General features: G+C 74.4%; 14 protein-coding genes. 11 read left to right on the forward strand and 3 right to left on the reverse strand.

Going from position 1 to position 17,473, the window contains the following annotated elements:
* Window positions 1-48: 48 nt before the first annotated feature.
* Genes MTO91_RS25335 through MTO91_RS25355 form a run of 5 tightly spaced genes read left to right on the forward strand, consistent with a single transcriptional unit; the run spans window position 49 to window position 4,046 of the window.
* The gene (locus tag MTO91_RS25335; protein ID WP_476653017.1) at window positions 49-810 is read left to right on the forward strand and encodes a DeoR/GlpR family DNA-binding transcription regulator; all 762 of its coding nucleotides are present in this window, start codon (window positions 49-51) and stop codon (window positions 808-810) included.
* A gap of 26 nt (window positions 811-836) precedes the next feature.
* Window positions 837-1,784: a 1-phosphofructokinase gene (gene pfkB / locus MTO91_RS25340; RefSeq protein ID WP_476654967.1), complete on the forward strand. Its 948-nt coding sequence runs from the start codon at window positions 837-839 to the stop codon at window positions 1,782-1,784.
* Window positions 1,781-2,230 (forward strand): PTS sugar transporter subunit IIA, encoded by a 450-nt coding sequence (locus MTO91_RS25345; RefSeq protein WP_062398515.1) that lies wholly within the window; start codon window positions 1,781-1,783, stop codon window positions 2,228-2,230. The genes pfkB and MTO91_RS25345 overlap by 4 nt, the downstream gene beginning before the upstream one ends.
* Window positions 2,227-3,741 (forward strand): PTS fructose transporter subunit IIC, encoded by a 1,515-nt coding sequence (locus MTO91_RS25350; protein ID WP_476653019.1) that lies wholly within the window; start codon window positions 2,227-2,229, stop codon window positions 3,739-3,741. The genes MTO91_RS25345 and MTO91_RS25350 overlap by 4 nt, the downstream gene beginning before the upstream one ends.
* Before the next feature lie 26 nt (window positions 3,742-3,767).
* A complete protein-coding gene (locus MTO91_RS25355) occupies window positions 3,768-4,046 on the forward strand; it encodes an HPr family phosphocarrier protein (RefSeq protein WP_062398519.1) in 279 nt (92 codons plus the stop codon).
* Window positions 4,047-4,194: 148 nt separating this feature from the next.
* Here the strand turns inward: MTO91_RS25355 and MTO91_RS25360 are convergent, their stop codons facing one another.
* Window positions 4,195-6,213 (reverse strand): beta-galactosidase, encoded by a 2,019-nt coding sequence (locus tag MTO91_RS25360; protein WP_476653020.1) that lies wholly within the window; start codon window positions 6,211-6,213, stop codon window positions 4,195-4,197.
* A 207-nt stretch (window positions 6,214-6,420) separates the two neighbouring features.
* On the opposite strand from MTO91_RS25360, the gene ppc reads away from it, so the two are divergent.
* The 6 genes from ppc to MTO91_RS25390 all read left to right on the forward strand — a co-directional run bounded on the left by ppc (window position 6,421) and on the right by MTO91_RS25390 (window position 14,172).
* Complete coding sequence (gene ppc / locus MTO91_RS25365) at window positions 6,421-9,189, forward strand: phosphoenolpyruvate carboxylase (protein WP_476653021.1); 2,769 nt, start codon at window positions 6,421-6,423, stop codon at window positions 9,187-9,189.
* 80 nt (window positions 9,190-9,269) lie between these two features.
* A complete protein-coding gene (locus MTO91_RS25370) occupies window positions 9,270-9,470 on the forward strand; it encodes a hypothetical protein (RefSeq protein WP_062398523.1) in 201 nt (66 codons plus the stop codon).
* A gap of 49 nt (window positions 9,471-9,519) precedes the next feature.
* The gene (locus MTO91_RS25375) at window positions 9,520-10,320 is read left to right on the forward strand and encodes an rRNA methyltransferase (protein WP_476653022.1); all 801 of its coding nucleotides are present in this window, start codon (window positions 9,520-9,522) and stop codon (window positions 10,318-10,320) included.
* A gap of 398 nt (window positions 10,321-10,718) precedes the next feature.
* A complete protein-coding gene (locus MTO91_RS25380) occupies window positions 10,719-11,477 on the forward strand; it encodes a LamB/YcsF family protein (protein WP_208821575.1) in 759 nt (252 codons plus the stop codon).
* Between the two features lie 14 nt (window positions 11,478-11,491).
* Window positions 11,492-13,495 carry a prolyl oligopeptidase family serine peptidase gene (locus MTO91_RS25385; RefSeq protein WP_405421157.1) on the forward strand — a complete coding sequence of 668 codons (2,004 nt, stop codon included), beginning with the start codon at window positions 11,492-11,494 and terminating at the stop codon, window positions 13,493-13,495.
* On the forward strand, window positions 13,492-14,172 hold the full coding sequence (locus MTO91_RS25390; RefSeq protein ID WP_476653024.1) for an SIMPL domain-containing protein: 681 nt from the start codon (window positions 13,492-13,494) through the stop codon (window positions 14,170-14,172). Before MTO91_RS25385 ends, MTO91_RS25390 begins: the two co-directional genes overlap by 4 nt.
* Before the next feature lie 14 nt (window positions 14,173-14,186).
* Here the strand turns inward: MTO91_RS25390 and MTO91_RS25395 are convergent, their stop codons facing one another.
* Both MTO91_RS25395 and MTO91_RS25400 read right to left on the reverse strand, forming a co-directional pair.
* Window positions 14,187-15,803 carry an acyl-CoA synthetase gene (locus MTO91_RS25395; protein ID WP_476653025.1) on the reverse strand — a complete coding sequence of 539 codons (1,617 nt, stop codon included), beginning with the start codon at window positions 15,801-15,803 and terminating at the stop codon, window positions 14,187-14,189.
* Between the two features lie 31 nt (window positions 15,804-15,834).
* Window positions 15,835-17,397, reverse strand: a complete 1,563-nt coding sequence (locus MTO91_RS25400) for an adenylate/guanylate cyclase domain-containing protein (RefSeq protein ID WP_476653026.1) — start codon at window positions 17,395-17,397, stop codon at window positions 15,835-15,837.
* Window positions 17,398-17,473 lie beyond the last annotated feature (76 nt).

Below are 17,473 nucleotides of genomic sequence, written 5' to 3' on the forward strand. Positions count from 1 at the left end.
ACCCACATACTCAGACACAAGCAAGCATCGAAGCGGGAGCGAACAAAGATGTACGCAGCGGAGCGTCAGCAGTGGCTGCTCGACCGGACCCGGGACCGGGGCCGGGTCGACGTGGCCGCTGTCGCCGAGGAGCTCGATGTCACCCCCGAGACCATCCGCCGGGACCTCGGGGCCCTGGAGCGCCAGGCCCTCGTCCGGCGGGTGCACGGCGGGGCGATCCCGTCGGACCTGCTGAACTTCGAGCCCGGGGTCGGCCAGCGCGACAGCCAGTTCGGCGCGGAGAAGGAGCGGATCGCCAAGGCCGCCCTCGCCGAGCTGGGCACCGCCGCGACCGTCCTGCTCGATGCCGGGACCACGACCTCCCGGCTCGCGAGCACCCTGCCCCGCGAGCGCGACGTCACCGTCGTCACCAACTCGCTGCCGATCGCGTCCTCGCTGGCCGGGCGCCCGAACGTGGACCTGCGGCTGCTCGGCGGCCGGGTCCGCGGGACGACCCTGGCCACCGTCGACGACTGGGGCACCGAGGTGCTGGCCGGTCTCACGATCGACGTCGCCTTCATCGGGACCAACGGCTTCTCCGTGGCGCGCGGCCTCACCACACCCGACAGCGGCGAGGGCGCGACGAAGCGGGCGATGCTGCGCGCCGCCCGCCGCACCGTCGTCCTCGCCGACGCCAGCAAGTTCGGCTCCGACCAGTTCGTCCGCTTCGGCACGCTGGCCGAGGTCGACACGCTGATCACCGACACCGGCCTCGACGCGGCGGACGCCGCCGAGTTGGAGGCCGCCGGCCCGAAGGTGGTACGCGCATGACCCCCCGCACGCTCCCGACCCCGCCCATGTTCGTGACGGTCACCCCGAACCCGAGCCTGGACCGGACCATCGCGCTGCCGCACCTGGTGCGCGGCGAGGTCCACCGCGCCGGGTCGGTCCGGGTCGACCCCGGCGGCAAGGGCGTCAACGTCGCCCGTGCGCTGGCGTCGGCCGGGCACCGGGCGGTGGCCCTGATGCCGTCGGGCGCCACCCCCGGTGAGCGCCTCGCGGCGCTGCTGGAGCCGACCGACGTCACGACCGTCGCCGTCCCCGTCGCCGATGCCACCCGGGTCAACATCACCCTGGTCGAGCCGGACGGCGTCACCACCAAGATCAACGAGCCGGGCCCGCGACTGTCCGCCGACGAGGTCGAGGCGCTGTTCCAGCGCGCCTGCGCCCTCGGCGCCGGCGCCACCTGGCTGGTCAGCTGCGGGTCACTCCCCCCGGGGGTCGGCGACGACTTCCACGCCGAGCTGACCCGGCGCTGCCGCCGTCCCGGCCTGAAGGTCGCGATCGACACCTCGGACGCGCCGCTGCACCACGCCGTCGCGGCGGCCCCCGACCTCGTGAAGCCCAACCACGCCGAGCTGGCCGAGCTCGTCGGGCGCCCCCTGGGCAGCCTCGGCGACGTGCTGCTGGCCGCCCGCGAGCTGCGTGCCCGCGGGATCGGCGCGGTCCTGGTCAGCCTGGGTGCCGGTGGTGCCCTGCTGGTCGACCGGTCCGGCGAGTACCACGCCCGGACCCCTCCGATCACCGTGCTCAGCACGGTGGGCGCCGGTGACTCCACCCTGGCCGGGTTCCTGGCCGCGGGTGGGGAGGGACCCGACGCCCTGCGGCAGGCCGTGGCCTACGGCGCCGCCGCCTGCCGACTGCCCGGTTCCGCCACGCCGGGTCCGGCCGACATCCGAATCGACGACGTCGAACTGGCCCCCACGCCGGACGTCACCCTCGCCCTCACCGGAGATGCCGCATGACTGCCCTGATCACCGCTGATCTGGTCGACCTCGACGTGCCGTCGGCCGACCGGAAGACCGCCGTCACCGCGCTCGCCGAGCGCCTGGTGAAGGCCGGCCGGGTCACCGATCTCGACCGGTTCCTCGCCGACATCGAGGCCCGCGAGGCCCAGATGCCGACCGGCCTGGAGGGCGGCATCGGCATCCCGCACTGCCGCTCCGCGGCCGTCACCGAGCCGACCCTGGCCTTCGGCCGGGCGCCGTCGGGTGTCGACTTCGGCGCCGAGGACGGCCCCGCCGACCTCATCTTCATGATCGCCGCCCCCGAGGGCGGGAACACCGACCACATGACGGTGCTCGCCGCGCTGGCCCGTCGCCTGGTCCGTGCCTCGTTCAAGAACGAGCTCCGCAACGCCACCGACCCGGCCGCCGTCGCGACCTTCATCCAGCAGGAGGTGGGAGCATGAAGCTCCTCGCCGTCACCGCGTGCCCCACGGGCATCGCCCACACCTACATGGCCGCCGAGGCTCTTGAGGTCGCCGCCGAGGAGGCGGGCCACGAGATCGTGGTCGAGACCCAGGGCTCGGCCGGCTCGACGCCGTTCACCCAGGCCCAGCTCGACGAGGCCGAGGCCATCATCCTCGCCGCCGACGTCGAGGTCCGGGACAAGGAGCGCTTCGCGCACCTGCCCACGGTGACCTCGCCGGTCAAGAAGGCCATCGGCGGCGCGCCGGGCCTGATCGAGCAGGCCGTCGCCAAGGCCACCGCCCAGCCGAAGGGCACGGCCGCCGCGACGGCCCCGGCCCAGCGCGACGGCGCGGAGATGGACACCAAGAACTTCGGCTCCGGCTTCGGGTCGCGCCTGCGCGGCTGGCTGATGACCGGCGTCTCCTACGTCATCCCGTTCGTCGCCGCCGGCGGTCTGCTGATCGCGCTGGGCTTCGCGCTCGGCGGCTACCAGATCACCGAGGCGCCCGACGTCGTCTCCTTCGGTGACGACGGCGTCGCCTCGGTCGCGTTCGACCCGGGTGCACTGCAGTCCTGGGCCGCGCTGTTCTTCCAGGTCGGTGGCCTGGCGTTCGGCTTCCTGGTCCCGGTCCTGGCCGGCTTCATCGCCTACGCCATCGCCGACCGCCCGGCACTGGTGCCCGGCTTCGTCGGCGGCATGATCGCCGTCCAGACCCAGGCGGGGTTCCTCGGCGGCCTGGTCGCCGGTCTGCTCGCCGGTGCGGTCGTCTACGGCCTCAAGCTGTGGCAGCCGCCCCGCGCCCTGGCCGGGATCATGCCGGTGCTGGTGCTGCCGCTGATCGGCACCGCGGTCGTCGGCGCGATCATGTTCCTGGTCGTCGGCACGCCGCTCGCGGCGGCCACGACCGGCCTGACCAACTGGCTCAACGGCCTGTCCGGCACCAACGCGATCCTGCTCGGCGCGCTGCTCGGCCTGATGATGGCCTTCGACATGGGCGGCCCGGTCAACAAGGCCGCCTACGCCTTCGCCGTCGCCGGGCTGTCCACCGGCTCCGAGACCGCGCTGATGATCATGGCCGCGGTCATGGCCGCCGGCATGACCCCGCCGCTGGCGCTGGCCCTGGCCACCGCCGTCCGCAAGAACCTGTTCACCAAGGCCGAGCAGGAGAACGGGCGCGCCGCCTGGCTGCTGGGCGCCTCGTTCATCACCGAGGGCGCGATCCCGTTCGCCGCGGCCGACCCGCTGCGGGTCATCCCGTCGCTGATGGCCGGGTCCGCGGTCGCCGGCTCGCTGTCGATGGCCTTCGGCGCGACCCTGCGGGCCCCGCACGGCGGCATCTTCGTGGTCCCGCTGATCGGCAACCCGTTCGCCTACCTGCTGGCGATCATCGCGGGCACCCTGGTCTCCGCCGCCCTGGTCGTCGGCCTGAAGTCGGCCCGCCGCACCCCGGCTCCGGCCGCCGCCGAGCAGACCGCCACCGCCCCGGCCGCCGCGCCGGTCGCGGGCTGACCCACCCGAGAGAAGGAGCACCCACCATGGCCGAGCGCCGTGTGAAGGTCGGTTCGTCGGTCGGGCTGCACGCCCGCCCCGCCAACCTGTTCGTGACCGCCGCCAAGGAGCAGGGGGTCAAGGTGAGGATCGGGACCGCCGACGGCGAGCGTGGTCCGGTCGACGCCGCCTCGATCCTGTCGGTGATGGGCCTGGGAGTGAAGTCCGGCGAGGAGGTCGTGCTGACCTCCTCCGACGACGAGCAGGGCGAGGCCGCCGTCGCGGCCCTGGCCGAGCTGCTGGAGCAGGACCTCGACGCGAGCTGACCCCGCGTCACCCGGTACGACCCCGACGCCCCGCCGCGCCTCCCGCGCGGCGGGGCGTCCGGCCGTCCGCACCCCGGTCCTGCCGCCGCTACCGAGATGCACGTTTCCGCCCTCCCAGGGGCAGGAACGTGCGATTCGATCCCGCGGATCAGTCCCGCAGGACGGTCACCCCGCGCGGGGGCAGCGTGCCGGCCGGGCCGGCGAGCACCTCCGCCGCGCCGAGCGGCCCCAGGTCGACGGGGGCGTCGGTCCGGTTGACGACGAACCGGAAGCTGTCGCGGCGGACCAGCTCCACCCGGCCCACCAGCTCGCCGGGCAGCTCGGGGACGATCCCGGCGGCGGCCAGCAGGCGTCGCAGCAGCGGGGCGCGATCGGCGAGGCGGGTCGGGACGTAGGTCGCCGATCCGTCCCCGACCGGGCGGCGGGTCACCGCGGGCAGCCCGGCGAGGTCCCCCGCGGCCGGGTCGGTACCGCCGCCGGTCCAGCGGGTGAGCACCTCGACGGCCGGGTCCACCACCTGCACGGCCTCGCTCCACAGGTCACCGGTGGAGCCGTCGTCGAGCTCGACGACGGCGCCCGGGTCGAGCGGCGCGAACTCCTCGACCCGGATGCCCAGCAGGTCGCGCAGCGCGCCCGGGTAGCCGCCGAGGACGGCGTGCGCGTCGTCGTCGACGGTGCCGGAGAAGTAGGTGGTGACCAGGTGCCCACCGGCCCCGACGTAGGCGGTCAGCGCGGCCGCCCGGTCCGGGCCGACCACGTGCAGCACCGGGGCGACGACCAGCCCGTAGCCGGACAGGTCCGCGTCGGCGGACGTGACGTCGGCCCGCACCCCGGCGTCGAGGAACGCCCGGTACCAGCCGAGCGCCTCGGCCTTGTAGCGCAGCTCGGTGGTCGGGGTGAACGGCTGCTCGGCCGCCCACCACGACGGCCAGTCCCACAGCACCGCGGCCGGCGCGGGGACCCGTCGCGCCCCGGCGACCGGGGCCAGGTCGCGCAGGGTCGCCCCGAGCGCGGTGACGTCGCGGAACAGCGCCGAGGCCGGCCCGGCGTGCGGCACCATCGCCGAGTGGAACTTCTCCGCGCCCGCCGCGGACTGGCGCCACTGGAAGAAGCAGAGCGCGTCGGCCCCGTGCGCGAGGTGGGTGAGCGCGTCGCGGGCGAGCTCCCCGGGGCGCTTGGCGCGGTTGACCGGCTGCCAGTTCACCGCCGACGTCGAGTGCTCCATCAGCCACCACGGGTGCCCGCCGGCGAGGTTGCCGGTGAGGTTGGCCGAGAACGACAGCTCGTCGCGGGCGTCCGGGCCGGGGAACACGTAGTGGTCGTTGGCGACGACGTCGACCTCGGGCGCCCAGGTCGCGTAGTCCATGCCGCTGGTCTCGCCCATCACCATGAAGTTGGTGGTCACGGGCACGTCCGGGGTGAGCGCGTGCAGCAGGTCCCGCTCCGCGCGCAGGTGGTCGAGCAGGGCGTCGGAGGAGAAGCGGGCGAAGTCGAGCTGCTGGGTCGGGTTCGGGTGGGTGCCCGGGCCGGTGCGGCGCGGGGTGCCGATCTCGTCCCAGTCGCCGTAGTGCTGGGACCAGAACGCGGTGCCCCAGGCGTGGTTGAGCCGGTCGAGGTCGCCGTAGCGGCGCTGCAGCCAGGCGCGGAACGCGACCTGTGCGTCGTCGGAGTGGTCGTGGACGTCGTGGCAGCCCAGCTCGTTGGACACGTGCCAGGCGGCGAGCGCGGGGTGGTCGCCGTAGCGGCGGGCGAGCCGCTCGACCAGGGCGAGGGCGTGGCGGCGGAACACCGGGGAGGTCGGGCGGTGGTGCTGGCGCCCGCCCGGCGCCAGGGTCCGGCCGTCGGCGTCGACGGCGAGGATCTCCGGGTGCCGGTGATGCAGCCACGGCGGGGGTGACGCCGTGCCCGTCGCGAGGTCGACGGCGATCCCGCCCGCGTGCAGCAGGTCCAGCACGTCGTCGAGCCACCCGAGGTCCCAGCGGTCCGGCGCGGGCTGGAGCAGCGCCCAGGAGAAGACGCCGACGGTCGCGACCGTCACGCCTGCCTCGCGCATGAGCGCCACGTCGGACTCCCACACCGCGCGCGGCCACTGCTCGGGGTTGTAGTCGGCCCCGAACTCGATGCGGGGACGGGAGGCACCGGGGGTGCGACGCAGCCAGCGGGTCATGCGCCCAGTGTGGCCCGCGATGATGTGCGATGTCGTGCGGATGTGTCCGAGTTCGTGCGGATCAGGTTTCCCCGGGGTTACGGGCGGCGCCAGCGATGGCCCCGCCCCGCGCCGGCGGGGGACGATGCCGCTGCCCGAACCCCGTTCCCGACGACGCGAGCGGCCCGTCCCGACCCGCGCCACCGCGCGGAGAACCGGAGAGCCTGCGTGAGCCCCTCGGAGACCACCGCACTCGCCCCCGACTCGCTGACCGCGCACTCGGGCGTCGTCAGCGAGAGCGAGCAGAAGGCGCTGCGCGCCGACATCCGGCGGTTGTCGACGATGCTCGGGCGGACGCTGTCCGACGAGTCCGGTCCCGAGGTCCTCGAGCTGGTCGAGCAGGTGCGCCGGGCGGCCCGGGACTCGGCGCGCGGCGAGGCCGGGCCGGACGTCGTCGCGGCCCTGCTCGACGGGATCGACACCGGCACCGCGGTACTGCTGGCGCGGGCGTTCTCCCAGTACTTCCAGCTGGCCAACGTCGCCGAGCAGCTGCACCGGTCCCGTGAGCTGCGGGAACTCCGCCCGGTCGACGCACGACCGCTGCGGACGGTGCTGCGCCGCCTGGCCACCGAGGCCGACCCGGACGAGGTCGCCGACGTGCTGGCCCGGGCCGAGCTGCGCCCGGTGTTCACCGCGCACCCGACCGAGTCGACCCGGCAGTCGGTGCTGGGCATCCTCCGCCGGATCGTCGACGCCCTCGACGAGCGGGCGCCCGACGAGGAGCTCGCCGCGCTGGTCGACCTGCTCTGGCAGACCGACGACATCCGCCCCGGCAAGCCGATGGTGATCGACGAGGCCCGCAACGTCGCCTGGTTCGCGGCCCGGCTCGGCGAGCGGACCGTCCCCGACCTGCTGGGCGAGTTCGCCCGGGAGGCCGCCGAGGCCGGGCTGGAGATCCCGGACGACGCGCGTCCGCTCGTACTGGGGTCGTGGGTCGGCGGCGACCGCGACGGCAACCCCAACGTCACCCCCGCGGTGACCCGCGAGGTGCTGGAGCTGAACGCCGACCGGGCGATCCGGATCCACACCGCGCTGGTCGAGAAGCTGGTCTTCGAGCTGTCGGTGTCGACGCGGGTGATGGGGGTGTCGGAGGAGCTGCGCGGCTCGCTGGCCCGGGACCGCCGCGCACTGCCCGCGGTGCACGACCGCTACATCCGGCTCAACGCGCACGAGCCGTACCGGCTCAAGCTGTCCTACGTCGCGGCCCGGCTGGAGAACACCCGCCGGCGGATCGCGGCCGGCGCCGCGCACGAGCCGGGCGTCGACTACCTGGGGTCGGCCGGCTACCTGGAGGACCTGCTGGTCGTCGACCGGTCGCTGCGCGGCCACCACGGAGCCCGGATCGCCGGCGGCACCCTGGCCCGGGCGATCCGCTCGGCCCGCGCGCTGGGCCTGCACCTGGTCGAGATGGATGTGCGCGAGCACTCGCAGAAGCACCACGACGCGCTCGGCGCGGTGTTCGACGGGCTCGGCGAGCTGGAGAAGCCCTACGCCGAGCTGACCCGCGACGAGCGCCGGGAGCTGCTCTCGGCGGAGCTGCGCAGCAAGCGGCCGCTGTTCCGCCGCCACTACGGCGTGCCCGAGGCCGCCGCGCCGGTGCTGGACCTGTTCGACACGGTGCACGCGCTGCAGCACGAGTTCGGCGACGAGGTCGTGCGGACCTACATCGTCTCGATGGCCCGCGACGTCGACGACCTGCTCGCCGTCGCCGTGCTGGCCCGCGAGGCGTACATGGTCGAGATCGGCGACGACCCGCGCTCCTCGATCGACCTCGTGCCGCTGTTCGAGACCGTGGAGGAGCTGTCCCGGGCCGGGGAGCTGCTGGAGGGGCTGTTGTCGGACCCGGGGTACCGGCAGCAGGTCCGCAACCGCGGTGACCTGCAGGAGATCATGCTGGGGTACTCCGACTCCAACAAGGGCGCGGGGATCACCGCGTCGCAGTGGCAGATCCACCGGGCGCAGCGCCAGCTGCGCGACGTGGCCGCCGAGCACGGGGTGCGGCTGCGGCTGTTCCACGGTCGCGGCGGGTCGGTCGGGCGCGGTGGCGGCCCGGCCGGTGAGGCCATCGCGTCGGCCCCGTTCGGGTCGGTCGACGCCACGATGAAGCTCACCGAGCAGGGCGAGGTCATCTCCGACAAGTACTCGCTGCCCAGCCTGGCGCACGACAACCTGGAGATCCTGCTGGCGTCGATGCTGGACGCGTCGCTGCTGCACCAGGCGTCGCGCTGGCCGGCCGAGACCCTGAAGCGGTGGGACGAGGTCATGGACTGTGTGTCCGAGGCGGCCACCGCGACCTACCGGACGCTCGTCGACGACCCGGGCCTGCCGCTGTTCTTCACCGCGGCGACGCCGGTGGAGGAGCTGGGGCGGCTCAACGTCGGGTCGCGGCCGTCGAAGCGACCGGGGCAGGGCGAGCCGACGCTCGACGACCTGCGGGCGATCCCGTGGGTGTTCGGCTGGACGCAGACCCGGATGGTCGTGCCCGGCTGGTACGGCCTGGGCTCGGGGCTGAAGGCCGCCCGCGAGGCCGGCTACGCCGACGAGCTCGCCGAGATGCGGGAGTGGGCGTTCTTCCGGAACCTGATCGGCAACGTCGAGATGACGCTGGCGAAGACCGACCTGCGGATCGCGTCGAACTACGTCGCGACCCTGGTGGAGCCGGAGCAGCAGGGGCTGTTCGCGCAGATCCGGGCCGAGCACGAACTCACCCGCCGCGAGCTGCTCGCGGTGACCGGGGAGGACCAGCTGCTCGCCCGGCACCCGGTGCTGCGGGGCACGCTGTCGGTGCGCGACACCTACCTCGAGCCGCTGCACCACCTGCAGGTCGAGCTGCTCGCCCAGCGCCGGGCCGCGGGCGACGACCCGGATCCCGACCTGGAGCGCGCCCTGCTGCTGACGATCAACGGGATCGCGGCCGGGATGAAGAACACCGGCTGAGCCCCGGTACCGGGCCGGGCCGGACGCGGGACCGGACCCGGGGCGGCACCGCCTCGACGCCCGACCGGTACGTTCCGGACATGGAGCACGATCGGAACACACCCGGCCCGGAGGGCCCCGCGACCCGCCGGGTGGTCGCCTGGGTGCTGATCATCGCGCTGGCCGGGCTCCCGCTCAGCTACCTGGCCGGGACCGCGGGCCCGCAGATCGTCGGCGCGCTGGTGGTCGTCGCGCTGCTGGTCGGCGGTGTGGCGTTCTGGCTGCACCGCCGCACCCGCTGACCGGCCACCCGCCGGAACCGGTGCGGCCGCGGGCTGCTGGACTGCCCGGGTGCAGTACCGCCACGCCCCGGCCGCGAACCACGCGGCGCTCGACGCGGTGCTGGCGTCGGCGCCGGGCCGCCCGACCCTCCCGGTACGACTGACCGTCGAGCTCGCCGCCCGCGCCCGCGTCCACCTGCCCGCCGACGCCCCGCTCACCGTGTGGGACCCGTGCTGCGGCGCCGGGGTGACACTCGCCGTGCTGGGCCTGCTCGTCCCCGGCCTCGCGCGGTTGGTGGGCACCGACGCCGACCCCGAGCCGCTCGACCTGGCCCGGCGCAACCTCGCCCTGCTCGACCCGGGCGGCCTCACCGCCCGCGCCGCGGACCTCGAGGCCCTCGCGGCCCGGCACGACAAGCCGTCCTACGCCGACGCCGCGACCGCCGCCCGGACCCTGGTCCCGGCGAGTACCCCGGCCTGGTCCGTCACCCTCGCCGACGCCCGCGACACCGCCGCCGTCCGCAACGCACTGGCCGGGGCGGGCCCGTACGGGACCGGCCCGGACCTGGTCCTGGCCGACCTGCCGCACGGGCACCGGACGACCTGGGCCGCCTCCCCCACCCGGCCCGGCGGCGCGGCCGGCACCCCGGCCCCCGACGCCGGGCCCGTCCGCGCCGCCGCCGACGACCGGGACCCCGGGGTCGAGTTCCTGCGCGCGGTCGCGACCGCGCTCCGCCCGGACGCCGTGGTCGTGGCCGTCGGGCGCGGGCGGACGGTGCCGCTGCCGGGCGGGGCCCGGCCCCTCGAACGGGTCCGCGTGGGGCACCGGGCCGCCGTCCTGGTGCGGGCGGGGGCGCTGCAGGAGGGCTGACCGGGCAGGGCTGCCCGCCGCCCTCGCGCCGGGGCAGGGCCGGTCGGTCCTCGTCCGTGCCTCGCCCCGGCTCCCCCGGTTCCGGGGAGGCCCGACGTCCGCAGAACCGTTCCCGGGACGCACTGTTTCTCGCAGGACAGGATGCCGATGAGGCGACGCGCCTCCACGCCGGCAGGAACCGGCCCCCGGACACCCCTGTTCTCCGAATCCGCTTACCGGGTAAGCGAGTTCGGAGAACCAGCACCCTCCGGTGCCCCCGGGCCCGGGCGAGATGGCCCGATCCCGGGCCGCCGGGCCCAGGAGCTCCGATCTCCGAGCGAGCCGATACCGGTCACACTGGGCCCCGGACCGACACGGACTCCGATGCAGACACCGACGCAGACACCGAGGACACGCCCGTGAGCACGATCGACCTGAACGCCGACCTCGGTGAGTCCTGGGGCCGGTGGACCCTCGGCGACGACGAGGCGATGCTCGGGCTCGTCACCTCGGCGAACGTCGCGTGCGGGTTCCACGCCGGGGATCCCTCGACGCTGCGGGTCACGACCACCGGGGCGGCCGGGGCGGAGGTCGTCGTCGGGGCGCAGGTGTCGTACCCGGACCTGCGCGGGTTCGGGCGCCGGTTCCTCGACATCGAGCCCGACGCGCTGACCGACGACGTGCTCTACCAGATCGGCGGCCTCGAGGCCCTGTGCCGGGCCGCGGGCACCCGGGTCCGCTACGTCAAGCCGCACGGCGCGCTCTACAACGCCACGCGGACGCACACCGCGCAGGCGCGTGCGGTGGTCCGGGCGGTGCGGGCGTACGACCCGTCGCTGCCGGTGCTCGGGCTGCCCGGGTCCGAGCTGCTCGCGGAGGCCGAGCGGGCCGGGCTGCGCGCGGTGGGCGAGTTCTTCGTCGACCGCGGCTACACCGGTGAGGGCGGGCTCGTGCCGCGCGGCGAACCGGGTGCGCTGCTCGACGACCCCGCGGAGGCGGCCGAACGGCTCGTCCGTGTGGTCGGGACGGGGACGGTGCGCGCGGTCGACGGCAGCGACGTCGCGGTCCGTGCCGAGTCCGCCTGCCTGCACGGCGACTCCCCCGGCGCCGTCGCGACCGCCCGACGGGTCCGTGACGAGCTCGCCCGGGCCGGGATCACCGTCGCTCCGTTCGTGTGAGCGATGATCGGGTCATGACGAACGACCCGCACGCCTGGCTCGAGGACGTCACCGGCACCGAGGCCCTGGAATGGGTGTCGCAGCGCAACGCCCGCACCGAGGCGCGGCTGACCGGCACCCCGCTGTTCGCCGAGCTGGAGTCGGGGATCCGCGAGGTCCTCGACTCCCGCGACCGGATCCCGTTCGTCACCGCCCGCGGCGGGCACTACTACAACTTCTGGACCGACGAGCAGCACCCGCGCGGCCTGTGGCGGCGCACCACGCCGGAGTCCTACCGGAGCGCCGACACCGAGTGGGAGGTGCTGCTCGACGTCGACGCGCTCAACGCCGCCGAGGGCGAGAACTGGGTCTGGCACGGTGCCCGGTTCCTGCGCCCGGACCTCGACCGCGCGCTGGTCGACCTGTCCCGCGGCGGCGCCGACGCCGACGTCACGCGCGAGTTCGACATCCCGAGCCGCAGCTTCGTCGACGGCGGGTTCTCCCGGCCCGAGGCGAAGGGCGGGATGAGCTGGATCGACCGGGACACCGTCTACCTGTCCACCGACCTCGGCCCGGGCACCATGACCACGTCGGGCTACCCGCGCACGGTGCGGCGGCTGCGCCGCGGCGAGGCCCTGGAGTCCGCCGAGCTGGTCTACGCCGGCGAGGAGACCGACCTCAGCATCTCGGCGTTCCGTGACCACACCCCCGGCTTCGAGCGGGACTTCCTGCGCCGGGCGCTGGCCTTCTACGCCGACGAGCTGTACCTCATCGGCGGGGACGGGACCCTCACCAAGATCGACGTCCCGGACTCCGCGATGACCGACGTGCACCGCGAGTGGTGCACCGTCGAGCTGCGCGAGGACTGGGGCTCGTTCACCGCGGGCTCCCTGCTCGCCGCCCGTTTCGACGACGTCCTGGCCGGCACCCCCTCGTGGGAGGTGCTGTTCGAGCCCACCGACTCCTCCTCGCTCGCCGGGTACGCCTGGACCCGCCACCACCTCGTGCTCGACGTGCTGGAACACGTCGTCGACCGGCTCGTCGTGCTCACCCCGGGCGAGCAGGGCTGGACCCGCGCGCCGTTCACCGGGGCACCGGAGTTCGGCAGCGTCACCGTCGCCGCGGTCGACGTCGACGAGAGCGACGACGTCTGGCTGATCGTCACCGACTACCTGACCCCGTCGACGCTGTCGATCGCGACGGTCGGCGAACAGCCCCGTCCGCTGCGCAGCGCGCCCGCGTTCTTCGACGCGTCCCGCCACGTCATCGAGCAGCACTTCGTGACCAGCGACGACGGCACCCGGGTCCCGTACTTCCTGGTCCGGCGCGACGACCTGCCCTTCGACGGCTCCGCCCCCACCCTGCTCTACGGCTACGGCGGCTTCGAGATCCCCATGACCCCCGGCTACTCCGGTGGCACGGGCCGGTCCTGGCTGGAGCGCGGCGGGGTGTACGCGGTCGCGAACCTGCGCGGCGGCGGCGAGTACGGGCCGCGCTGGCACCGGGCGGCGCTGCGCGAGAAGCGGCCGCGGGCCTACGAGGACATGGCCGCCGTCGCCCGGGACCTGATCGACCGCGGCGTCACCTCGCGGGCTCACCTCGCCGTGCAGGGCGGCAGCAACGGCGGCCTGATGGCCGGGAACATGCTGGTCCGCTACCCGGAGCTGTTCGGCGCGGTGGTCATCCAGGTGCCGCTGCTGGACATGAAGCGCTACAGCCACCTGCTCGCCGGTGCCTCCTGGATGGCCGAGTACGGCGACCCGGACACCGACGACTGGGAGTTCATCCGGACGTTCTCGCCGTACCACCTGATCGACGACGCGGCCGACTACCCGCCGACGATCCTGCTGACCTCCACCCGCGACGACCGGGTGCACCCCGGCCACGCCCGCAAGTTCACCGCCGCGCTGGAGGCCGCCGGCCACGACGTGACCTACTACGAGAACATCGAGGGCGGGCACGGCGGCGCCGCGGACAACGCGCAGGCCGCCAGGATGGCCGCACTGGCCTACGGATTCCTGTGGGAGAAGCTGGCATGAGCGACGTCGTGATCAGGGTGCGGGGCGAGCACGAGCGGCAGGTGCCCGCCGAGCGCGGCACCGCGCTCGTCGTCGTCCAGGCGCAGGGCCCCGAGGCCGCCCCGGTGCGGGCGGAGGTCGAGCGCGGCACCGCGGCGCTCGTCGCCGACGTGCGCGGCCTGCACGACCCCGACGCCGGGCCGGTCCGGCGCTACGTCGTCGACCAGGCCCGCAGCTGGGTCGAACAGCCCTCCTTCGAGGGGCGCCCGCAGCCGCCGGTGCACCACGCGTCGGTGTCGGTGTCGGTGGAGTTCGACGACGTCGCCCGGCTCGGCGCGTGGCTGTCCGGTGTGGACCGGTTCACCGGTGCGCAGATCCAGGGGATCACCTGGGACCTGGCCCGCGACCACCGCCGCGAGATCGAGCGCGCGTCCCGGCAGGACGCGCTGCGCCAGGCCGTCGAACGCGCCCAGGACTACGCCGACGCCCTGGACCTGGGCACCGTCGCCCCGCGCTCGGTCGCCGACACCGGGATGCTCGGCGGCCGGGCGGTCGCGATGAGCGCGCGGGCCGTCGGCGCGCCCGGCAGCTGGGGCGCCGAGTCCGCCGACGGCGGGCTCGGGACGCTGCTCGCCCCGGACGACATCACCGTCCGGGCCGAGGTGGAGGCCGAGTTCGTGGTCCGGCCGGGCTGCTGACGCCCGGGGCGGGCTCAGCCCTCCCGGGCGGCGATGTCGCCGTGCTCGGTGCGCAGCTCCCGCTTGAGGATCTTGCCGCTGGGGTTCTTGGGGAGGGCGTCGGCGAACACGACGTACTTGGGCCGCTTGTAGCCGGCGAGCTTGTCCCTCGCGTGCGCGTCGACCTGCTCGCGGGTCAGCGTCACCCCCTGCTTCGGGACGACGACCGCGGTGACGGCCTCGATCCAATGGGGGTGGCTGACGCCGAACACGGCGACCTCGGCGACGCCGTCGAGCAGGTAGAGCGCCTCCTCCACCTCGCGGGAGGCCACGTTCTCCCCACCGGTCTTGATCATGTCCTTCTTGCGGTCGACGACGGACAGGTACCCGTCGGCCGTCATCACGCCCAGGTCGCCGGAGTGGAACCAGCCGCCGGCGAACGCCTCGGCGGTCTTCTCCTCGTTCCGGTAGTACCCCAGCGTCACGTGCGGGCTGCGGTGCACGATCTCGCCGACCTCACCCGGCGGGACCTCGTCGCCCTCGTCGTCGACGACGCGCGTCTCGACGTTCAGCGACGCCCGCCCGGCCGACCCGGCGTGGCTGAGCTGCTCGTCCGGACCCAGCAGGGTCGCCAGCGGCGAGGTCTCGGTCTGGCCGTAGAAGTTCCACAGCCGCACGTCGGGCAGCCGCCGGGACAGCTCCTGCAGCACCTCGACCGGCATGGCCGCGGCGCCGTAGTAGCCCTTGCGCAGGCTCGACAGGTCCCGGGTGTCGAAGTCCGGGTGGCGCAGCAGCGAGATCCACACCGTCGGCGGGCAGAAGAGCTTGGTGACCTTCTCCCGCTCGATGGTCTCCAGAAGCCGGGCCGGGTCCGGCGCCGGGAGGATGATGCTGGTCGCGCCCAGGTAGACGTCGACGGACAGGAAGCAGTCCAGCTGCGCGCAGTGGTAGAGCGGCAGCGAGTGCAGCTCGACGTCGTCGTGCTCCATCCCGCCGTCGACGACGCACGACACGTACTGGGTGATCAGCGACCGGCTCGGCAGCATGACGCCCTTGGGCCGCGACTCGGTGCCGGAGGTGTACATGAGGCGCAGCGGGTCGTCGTCGGCGATGTGCACGTCGGGCTCACCGGGGTCGCCGTCGCCGTCGATCCAGGCGTCCAGGTCGGCCCAGTCGCCGGTCGGTGCCTGTCCGGACAGCCCGATCCAGGCCCGGACCGACGCCGGCTCCGACGACTGCGCGAGCGCCTTCTCCCCGGTGGCGGCCAGCGCGTCCTCGACGACGAACGCCGTCGCCCCGGAGTGGTCGAGGATGAACGCGATCTCCTCGGCGTTCAGCATGAAGTTGATCGGCACGAGCACGACGCCGAGCCGCGCGGTGGCGTAGACGAGCACCGCGAACTGGCGGCAGTTGTGCGAGAGCAGCGCGAGCCGGTCGCCCTTGGCCAGCCCCTGCTCCGCCAGGGCGGCGGCGCACCGGTTCACCGCCGCGTCGAACTCGGCGAACGTCCAGCGGGTGTCGCCGTCGACGACCGCGGTCTTGCCCGGGTACCGGACGGCCGTGCGGTGCAGGAGGTCCCCGAGCGAGTGCCGTCGCACCCGCTGGATCGCCGCGGCGGTCTGCTCACTGAACCCGGTAGCGCCGTTGCCCATGGCGGCATCCTGCCCGAGGACACCACGACAGTCACGTACGACTGTTCTCCCCGGATCCGACGGGCGCGGCGGTGTCCTGGGCGTGCTCGGCGGGCACGCAGACCCCGGTCGGCTCGTCCCGTCCGCGCAGCGTCACCGACTCCCCGGCCCGCCACCGCGCGGCCTCCGCACCGGCGGCGTCGACGGCCCGCGCGGACGCGACGACCATTCCCGGCACGGACTTCGCCAGCTCGGTGAGCCGGGCGGCCTCGTTCACCGGGTCGCCGATCACGGTGTACTCGTAGCGGCGCGGGTCCCCGATGTTGCCGGCCACGGCGTCACCCGCGGACACGCCGATCCCGGCCTCGACCTCGGGCATCTCCTCGGCCAGGCGGGCGCCCAGGCAGCGGGCGGCGCTCAGCGCGGCGCCGGGGGCGTCGTCGAGGTCGAGCGGGGCACCGAAGACCGCGAGCGCGGCGTCGCCCTCGAACTTGTTGATCCACCCGCCGGCCTGCTCGACGCACTCGACGACCACACCGAAGAAGCGGTTCAGCACCGCCACGACCTCCTCGGGCGGGCGGCGGGCGGCCATCGTCGTCGAGCCGACGAGGTCGATGAACAGGACGGCGACCGGGCGCACCTCGCCACCGAGCCGGATGCCGTCGCCGCGCGCCGAGGCGGCCTCGGCGACGTCGCGACCGACGTGGCGGCCGAACAGGTCGCGGATCCGCTCCCGCTCGCGCAGGCCCTCGACCATGCTGTTCGTCCCGGCCTGGAGCTGGCCGAGCTCGGTGTTGTCGTAGACGGGCAGGCGGACGTCGAGATCGCCGTCCTGCACCCGGGCCAGCGCGCGGCGCACGGCCAGCACGGGGTCGGCGATGGCGCGGGCGGCCCCGAGCGTCGTGATCAGCCCGACCCCGATCGCGGTGCCGCCCAGCGCGAGCATGGTGACCGCGAGCTGGGTGGGTGAGGAGTCGCCGAACACCAGCGCGACGAGCCCGGCCAGCATGATCCCGGAGATCGGGACCGCGGTGCCGAGCGCCCAGAACCCGACCGAGCGCAGCATGACCCCGGTGACCAGGCGACGCCGCTTCGGCGGCCGTCCGGACAGCACCCGGGCCGCGGCACGGCGCAGCATCCGCTCGACCAGCAGGTAGGACAGCGACGACGTGGTCACGCCGCCGATCAGCACGGTGGCGGTGACCGAGAAGCCCAGCCGGCCGGAGTAGCGCAGGTTCAGGAAGCAGAACAGGACCGCGGCCACCATCCACAGCAGCGCGACCATCGACGAGATGCGGGCGGGCGCCCGCAGGACCAGCGCTCGCTCGTCGGCCTGCGGATCCCGCGAGGAGCGGCGCAGGGTCAGCTTCCGGCGGCCGAACCAGATCCCGACCGGGACGGCGACGAGCAGGTAGATCCCGAGCACGACGAGGTTGACCAGCCGGATCTCGACGGCGTCGAGCAGCTGCTCGCGCGGCAGCACGAAGGCCGCGATGACCAGCACCACGGCCGCGCCGATGACGTTCGCCGACGCCACGACGAGGGCGAGCAGGGCCCGTACCGGCAGCCCGACGACCTGACGGCCCGGCCGCGTCGCGGGTCGCTGCGCATCCATGGGCCGGAGTCTAGGCCGATCGAGTGAGCTGGGCCGCCGGAGATCGGGACCGGTGGGTGGAGAGCCGATCTCCACC

The organism is Pseudonocardia sp. 2-7 (assembly GCF_056341085.1).